The sequence below is a fragment of the Collimonas sp. GW821-FHT02H07 genome (assembly GCF_059421505.1).
Map to the genome: position 1 here is coordinate 1 of NZ_JBWKVC010000037.1, position 7,778 is coordinate 7,778.

Sequence of the window (7,778 nt, forward strand, 5' to 3'; positions counted from 1 at the left end):
GTAAAACGGCCGCAGTCGCATTCAAACTTCAAGGGGCTGTCCTTGACCAGCCATTTCGCCAGCGCCTTGGGATCGGTCGGCGACGCCACCGCCGCATCGAAATTCATGATCTCCACCGCCACATAGTGCCGGGTCACATCCGAGTCAGCGGACGCGTCCGTCACAAACCGAATATCCCCCCTGTTCGTTCCCGCCGGCACAGCCATCCTGATCTGCTCATTGGCCCGCTCCCGGTCTTCCGGCAACGACAGGTTGATAATTTGCTGTGCCGTCAGCCCAGGCTTAAGCTTACTGCCCAGCGTCTTGGCATTCTTCCTGAACACGACCAGGTCATCGTTGGTAATCAGGCGAACCTCGCCGCCCAAGGAGGTCAGCAACAGGCGCTCAGCGCTGTATTCCCCTTTGACCTCATGCGGACGGAGGAGATTGACGGCCTTGGCACGACGCTCAGCATCGGCCTTTCGGAGCTGATCCGCTGCCTTCGCTGAACCACGAATGCCCAGCACTGCAGCTAGTTTTGCACTGTTGATTGTCGCCATTAGCCAAAACTCCCAAAGCGTGCGCTGGTTTTCAGTGTCAACAACTGAGACTCGGTCGGCAGCACCAGCAATTGCTCCGGCAATTCCTGTTCGACAGAATCCAAGCCGGCCGCCGCCATCACCACCAGGAACTCGTCCGGGCGCCCATAGACGCGCCGGGAGATCAAGGTCATATCAAAGCGCTCGTCTGGCTTCGACTGGTAGCGAATCGCCATACCCCATACTGGCGTCTTTTCCACGAAGTCCCGCACCTGGCGATAAAATATCGCGGTTGATGCTGTGTTCTTGTTGGCGCTCATGCTGCAACCAATGCTGTGCTGACGTCGTCAGGTGCAACCGGCCAGACGATGGGATGCGGGAAATGCGCTTGCTCTGGGACGCGATTCAGATTCACCCTATATTTCTTCCAGGCTTTCACCTGAGCGACATCCGCGTCACTAGCCTCGTCCACGTCGACGCGATCCTGATATTTCGTCACCTCGCTATTGGCGCGGCGCAGTTCGCGCGCTATACGTGCTTGCGCCGCATCCAGCAACTCAGCATGGGTCGGCAAGTAATCTGGTATTGGACCGCGCTTACCTGACTTGCATTCGGCATGGATCGCGCGTCCATGGGCTTCAATATCATCTGCGCACGCCAGGAAGGTTCGATAGTCGTCCCAAGCATTAAACTTGACCGAGCACTGAAAGCCATTGGGCATGCGAACAACATCTTTGATGTCGGAATAGGCAAACGGATCTACCGGTTCCGGCAACTTGGACGGCACCAAGGCCGGCGCAGGCTGCGGGGTAGTCAATACGGGGGGCGGTAGATCCGGTAGATCGAATACAGGCGTATTCGTTTTCTCTTCAATGGCATTAACATCCATCTTCGCCATTTCTTTGTTTGTCTTCGCTGTCATTACGCTACCCTTTGCCATAGAACTGAACTCGATTCATTGCCTTCCACCGCACCCGCCCCGTAGTCATACACCTGGCCGCGCTGTTCCCAGATGCCAGGAAGGCCGGTACCATCTTTTCTTTTGTTTAATATGTAACCGCCGATACCTCCATGCTGCAAGCCTTGGCCGGAAAGCTGATTGGCATACATGGCGGATACGCAGGAACCGACAGCCATCGATGTACGGTGATAGATAGAAAACTCGCTGTGACCGGCCTCAATACCCAGAACGTAATAGGGTTGGACGCCAGGATTTTCTGCAAAGCGCAACGGAAAGCCGCTCCAGGTGCGCGCATTGCCGACGCTGAGATTGCCGACGACGGACAGACGCGCTGTGGTTGGCCCATCACTACCCCATACGTAAAGGGTCTGGCCTCCGGGGTCGGACCACTGGAGTCGCATATAGCTGTTGCCGTTGCTGATGTTCTCAGCGTTTTGTGCGCCACTGGCATTGGTGGCGTTTTTGACGCTGAATTCAGCCGGATTGAAGACGCATATATCGCCCGGGCTGCTGCCACCCAATACCCACGGCGGCTGACCAGGTTGGCCCACCCAGCGCATGCGCATGGGCCGGTCACCAAACACAAAATAACCCTGGTCGGTGACGTCGACGGTGGCCTTGAGGCCATCACCAGCCGCCCAGCCAATTTGCACCAGATTGGTGTATTGACCGATGCCACCGCCTTGCCGAACTGGTGTGTAGTCAAGCTTGTTTTGTTTGGATGCTGGATCGAAATTCCCGGAGTGCCAGAATTTGTTCCAGCCGTTCCAGGTGACGCCGGTCCCATTGCGATACCAAAGATTGCCGTTGACGGAAAAGCCGAGCTGGTGCGCTGGGCCGCCAGAAAAGTCGGTGCCATCGCCATACTGACGGAACGTCATCCGGCCATGGGTAATGCCGCCGTCATTGAGGCCGTCCGCGCTGTTGCTGGCGAAGTCAGGGTACAGGCCCAGATCGCGGTCTTTGGGAAAGACTGTTCTATCACGATCGGAAATATCCACACCGATGCCGTAGCTACTGGTGGCCGCTGCCCTGGCCGGGACATAGCCGATGGTATTCTGCTTGCTGTTCGGCTCAAAGTTACCTTGATGCCACACAGACCGGTCACCGACGGTCATCACTGACGTGGCATTGATACTGCCAACCTGCAATGCGCCGTATGACGCACCGTCGCCTGCAACCACTTCTAAAACATTGTCAGCAGTCAGTCGGAGCTGAGACACGCAGACACCGCCCCAATGGAACACCATTTTGGGGGCGTAACTAATGTCTCTGCCCTTGGTGTCGGTGGCTCGTGTAGCCTCGCGAATTTCGAGCGCGAACGCGGTATACATCGAATCAGGTTTTCCAGCGGCCACCGAAAGCGGTCCCATGGCATCACCCGTCTTTTTGACGTAGATCGCATCCCCGCGCGGCTTGGTCAAATACTGCGGATGCGGATCGCCGGCGGTCTCGTGGGCGCCGATGAGCTGGATCGCCGTATTGACGTTCGGATCCACCAGTACCGTCACTGAATCGGCCGGCAGCGCCGTCAAGCCCAGCGTGTAAGAGACGGTGGTCACGCTATCATCTGCAAAATACAGGATGGGCTGATCGGACTTGCTGTAGACAGCGAACACGGTGTCGCCAGCATAAAAGCCAATTTCACCGCACCAAAATGGCGAGCCAACGGGCGCGATCGCTTCGGCATGGACTTGGATTTGGGTTGGCGACACCTTGCCGCCGCCGGCAATCGCCACACGCATCATTTCATGCTGCAAGCCAGTTTCGGCGCCATTCGGCTTGTATTTACCCGTACCGAAAGCAATATGGGTAACGGCCACCTCAATCCCTGTTTTGGGGACATTGATCGCGGCCATCACGCCGGCCCCGGTGAGAGTCGGGCTAATCGTTCTTGGTTGGGTCTTGATTTGGGAGCTCATCGAATGGAGAGCGGTCATGCTGGCCGCCGTAGCTGAAATATTGCAGCTATTTTCTGCTACGCCGTCCCCTGCAATTGGCGGGGTTTTCCATTTAGATCGTGACGAACCCGTCCTGGCCGGCGTCGAGAAACCAGTCCTGCATCGCCATCGCACTGCCAATTCCCAATGCCTTCTTGACATATAGCGCGGTCGCCAGCACCGCCACCTGCCCGCACGTGATGTCCGGCGACACCCGATACAGGCGTCTGCCAAAGTCGCTCATGCCATCTGGTTCCAGCTTCTGGCGTGGATCACAGCGCGCCGCCTTATCGTCAATCATCAGCGTCTTACCGTTAGCCCGGATGAAAAACTCTTCAATCGCATCCATGAAGTCGAGATCAGTAAACAGACTGTCCCGCTCGGCCAGGCCGACGCCACCGATCAAAATGGCATCGCTGAAGCGATCGGTGCGAAAGGCCGTCTCTTTGCTGACCAGCAAAATATCGGATTCCGCCTCATAGAAGGAATATACGGTCGCGGGCGCCATGCCGTAGCCGGAAATAGAGGCTTGGATTTTCATCGCGCTGACACGCCTTGATGCCACAGTATGTCTGGCGCACCATCAACGACATGACTATGGACGTTCTGCACCAGGTCGTGCGAGACCACCTGCCCTATCGCCGGATAGCCATGCGGATTATCGGCGCTGCCATCACCCTTCCCGTCGTTCTGTTCCCCCGCCTTCGGTCCTGAGAACAAGGGAATCGTCTCTTTCAGCGTCAGATCGATCGCCAAGATCGTCAGGTTCTTCTGTCCAGAGTCGATATTCATGGCTGGAACGTCAGTCGCCTCCAGCATCACCGGCCAATGGTGATCGATGCCGGCAAAGCGGTACGTCGCATCAAACCGGCGATTGACAACCGCCGCGATAAACAAGGTAAATTGGGCGGCCATACTGCGCGCGGTCTCATCCTCGGCGGCGCAAATGACGATCTGCGCGCGACGTTCACCCTGCATCTGCCGTAGCTGAAATATCCGATTGTGCGGATCGCCTGGCAGCGTCACCCAAGCCGGCTCCGGCACCTGGCGCGAAAAATCCCCCAGCACCGGCGAGTAATCCTTGCCGGTTGCCACAATCATGACCGGCAGATGCGCACTGCTGCCCGGCCCGCCGTCGTTATCGTTCTTGCGCCAGGCGGCTAGCATGTCCTGCACCTGGTCGATCATCCGGTCAGGCGCCCAGACGATGCTTTTACTGATCCCGCGTTCGACAAACGACTTCATCGCCCTGGTGGTTGGCGTGAGCGAGGCGTAATGGCGTCCCATGTAGCGGCCAAAAGCTTCTTTCAATTCAAGCATGGGATCCCTCAGCGCCGCAGCAGACGATTGACCAGGTTGTCGACGCAGCGCCCCGCTGGCTGATCCGGTACAACGATACTAGGCAAGATCGCCCGTTTAAATTCAGCGGCATTCTCGCACATCGCATTTAACCCGGCCTTGCTGACCATCATAGGGAGCGATCCCGCCGAATCCAGCGAGAACTGCCTACCGGCCAGCATGGTGAGGTATTGCTCGTTTTCTTCCTCCAGCCTGGCAATCACCGTCAGCGCGCGCTCATGATCTGCCCGCGCATCCCCGAGGCTAGCCTGGGCGCTATCCAGCAATGCCAGCATGCCGTGCAAATTCTGGTTGTAGTCGGCAATGACAGCATCGTCCAGAATCACCCCGTCATCTGCGCTTGCCGCATCCAGCACATAGCCGCGGTTGTCATCGAAGTTGGGCTCATTGACGTAATCGAAGCCAAAGAAGCGCCCTTCGACCTCGCTCAGCGCCGAGGAGAAGCCGCCCTTTTTACTCTCGAACATCTTTTGCGCGGTACGGCCGGCATCCGTCGCCAGGAATTCTTCCTCATGCTCGATCGTGCCGTCTGGGAAGGCCTTTAAATGAATGGTCGAGATCGCCGGCTCTAGTTTCACTAATTTTCCCTGATAAATCCCACCTTCCGGTGGCATCATGCCAAATTTGACGCGCGGCCAATGGCCGTAATAGCCGAACATATCGCGCTTTTGAATACGCTCCTGTGTCCTGGCGCCATTGATAAAGGCGGCCACCTTGTCGATATTAAAATGCCGCGGCTTCCCCGTCAGCTCGCGACCGCGATCATTGAGGTTGTACTGAATTACACCTGTTCGCATCCTGCCCTCTCCTGTTCTAGTGTTGCGAAGGCAGTATCATTTCGCCTTCAGCCCGATAAAATTGCTGCGCCATGGCGCCGTTAAAAAGACCGATTTCGTTCTCAAAGCGCTTCAGCAGCGATAGCTGCAGCACGTACTTGGCGGCGATCACCGCGCGCAACGCGGGTGCTACCATCGGAATGTTCATTCCCATTTCTCCCTCATCATCGATCGACACCCGGATCCGGCTGGTCAAATAATGCGTGGCGCTCGGATCTGCGCTGCCAATGCTGCTGGCGCTGCTCAGGGCCGTCGGATAGGGCTTGCTCTTATCCTGCCAAAGCTGCTCCACGATCCAGCCATTCGGCCAGAGCAGTTGCAGATACATGCGCAGGAAATGCAGCCCGCGCTTGGGATTGCGCGCGCGCCAGGCTTTATAGAGATAGCGCATGGCCGGCTCTTCGGTACGAATCAGCGCCAATCCCTCCCGTTTGACGTGCCTCTCGATCAAGGGCAAGGAACCCAGGTGCGGCACGCCATAGACGTTCAGTTCGCGCTCGGCGTCCCGCAAATGGGTCTCGAACAGGAACAGCACCAGCTGCTTCAGTTCCGCTTCCAGCGCGTTGGCGTCGTGACTGTGCTGGAGCGGCGCAAGCGAGGGGATTCTGCTGTCGACGGCCATTACTGCCCCCAGGAGCCGAGATTGTAGTTAGCCAGCGTCACGGAGACATTCAGGCTTTCTGGGGTCATGTAGCGGAAATGTTCAGGCAGCTGCTTGCCCTGCATCGGCGTGATCGTCACGGAAAAGTCACTCCCCGAGTCCTGGAGCGCCTGGACGTTGTTCTTCAGCAGCGCATAGATCGCCTTGTATTTCACCACCAGCATGCCGGCGCGGATTGGCACCGCCTTCTCGCCGTATTCCTGGAGCAAGACATCCAGAATCTGCTTTTTGACGGCAACGGCGTCGTGAATGCGCGCCACCTCGGCGACGATGGTCATGCCGATAGCAAGCATGGCCGGCGTGATGAACACGATGCGATAGGAGTCATCAGCGGCCTTGATCACGCGCACAATCTCTTGCTCGATCGATTCGCGCGTAGCACCATCGGGCGGCACAAAGGAGACGAACAGCCGGTTGATATTGTCCAGACTCGGCCCGCGCACCAACTCTTCAATCGTTTCGTTCCAGATCGAGAGAAATTTCAGCCCGGCGATATTGCGGCGAACCAGGAAATCAAACTCCCCCAGGTACACCGCTGTCTGGTCATAGGCTGACGGATATTTGCAGAGCTCCCGCAGCGTCGCGATATCGATAGGTGCGGCGCCCGGAATCAGCAGCGAGTCCATCGTGATCTTGATCAGGCCGTCTTGCGGTGCTATCGCATAATCCAGGGCGAAGGGGCTACCGGCGTCCGGACGCACATCCCCGGTCGTCTCATACACGGTCAGGGTCAGCACCTCGCCGACGCTGGGTTGATAACCCACATAACCGGCATAGCCAAACACGACGAACAAGCGCCGGTATTCGTCGCATTCGACATGGAATACCTTGTCGCCGTTGGCCACATTCGTAAATTCCACACTGTATGTATACGGTGTGCCAGCCGCGTCGGCGACGGAGATCCCACTGACAAAGCGCCCGTCGCTAGGCTGCGGCACCTCAATCTTATAGAACGGCTGCGAGACGGTCACGGTATGCGCGATGGCGCGCACCTGCTTTTGCACCAATTCAGCATGCCCCACGCCGCCGGCGGGCACCGTTACCGGCGAATCGGCAACGTACATGCGGCCGCTCGAATCGAGCAGGCCGCGACCGGCGCCAATGGCAAACTCAGCATTGGTAGGATTCTCAACTTTGACCTTCACACGCGCCGGTGTCGCCATCGGCATCAGCCCCTTCAGCGCGGCATCGGCCAGCACCGTCGAATCCCGTACCTTATCGAAGGGTTCCATCGCGCCGAGCTCGATCTGCTGCGACATCATCGCCATCATCTGGGCGATTGCGGACTGCGCCTGCAACAGTCGCGGATCGCCCACCTGGTACAACGCCGCCAGCTCAGGGAACTGCGAGACGGAATTGACGATTACCCGATCAAAATCTTCCTTGGAATAAGCCATGTCAGCTCACGCGCTCCTGCCAGCCAGCCACGTCGACAATCAGTTCACGGCGATCCGGCAGCGCATCGACGTAGAAGACATTCACGGCGCCAGCCGGCATCGCCTC

At 57.8% G+C, this 7,778-nt stretch carries 8 protein-coding genes and 1 pseudogene; all 9 read right to left on the bottom strand.

Annotated elements, in window-relative coordinates:
* Window positions 1–539: pseudogene (locus AC07V8_RS25595) on the bottom strand (hypothetical protein); the annotation flags it as partial.
* Entirely contained in the window at window positions 539–838 is a 300-nt protein-coding gene (locus AC07V8_RS25600; protein ID WP_098493306.1) for a hypothetical protein, read from the bottom strand. The gene AC07V8_RS25600 and the pseudogene AC07V8_RS25595, both read right to left, overlap by 1 nt.
* The gene (locus AC07V8_RS25605) at window positions 835–1,440 is read right to left on the bottom strand and encodes a tail fiber assembly protein (protein ID WP_494681178.1); all 606 of its coding nucleotides are present in this window, start codon (window positions 1,438–1,440) and stop codon (window positions 835–837) included. The genes AC07V8_RS25600 and AC07V8_RS25605 overlap by 4 nt, the downstream gene beginning before the upstream one ends.
* Window positions 1,440–3,419, bottom strand: a complete 1,980-nt coding sequence (locus AC07V8_RS25610; protein ID WP_494681177.1) for a hypothetical protein — start codon at window positions 3,417–3,419, stop codon at window positions 1,440–1,442. The genes AC07V8_RS25605 and AC07V8_RS25610 overlap by 1 nt, the downstream gene beginning before the upstream one ends.
* A 73-nt stretch (window positions 3,420–3,492) precedes the next feature.
* Window positions 3,493–3,960 (bottom strand): hypothetical protein, encoded by a 468-nt coding sequence (locus AC07V8_RS25615; protein WP_494681176.1) that lies wholly within the window; start codon window positions 3,958–3,960, stop codon window positions 3,493–3,495.
* Window positions 3,957–4,739 (bottom strand): hypothetical protein, encoded by a 783-nt coding sequence (locus AC07V8_RS25620; protein ID WP_494681175.1) that lies wholly within the window; start codon window positions 4,737–4,739, stop codon window positions 3,957–3,959. Before AC07V8_RS25620 ends, AC07V8_RS25615 begins: the two co-directional genes overlap by 4 nt.
* Window positions 4,740–4,747: 8 nt before the next feature.
* Window positions 4,748–5,575, bottom strand: a complete 828-nt coding sequence (locus AC07V8_RS25625; RefSeq protein ID WP_494681174.1) for a hypothetical protein — start codon at window positions 5,573–5,575, stop codon at window positions 4,748–4,750.
* Window positions 5,576–5,591: 16 nt separating this feature from the next.
* Window positions 5,592–6,236 carry a hypothetical protein gene (locus AC07V8_RS25630; RefSeq protein ID WP_494681173.1) on the bottom strand — a complete coding sequence of 215 codons (645 nt, stop codon included), beginning with the start codon at window positions 6,234–6,236 and terminating at the stop codon, window positions 5,592–5,594.
* Window positions 6,236–7,672 (bottom strand): hypothetical protein, encoded by a 1,437-nt coding sequence (locus AC07V8_RS25635; protein ID WP_494681172.1) that lies wholly within the window; start codon window positions 7,670–7,672, stop codon window positions 6,236–6,238. Before AC07V8_RS25635 ends, AC07V8_RS25630 begins: the two co-directional genes overlap by 1 nt.
* Window positions 7,673–7,778 lie beyond the last annotated feature (106 nt).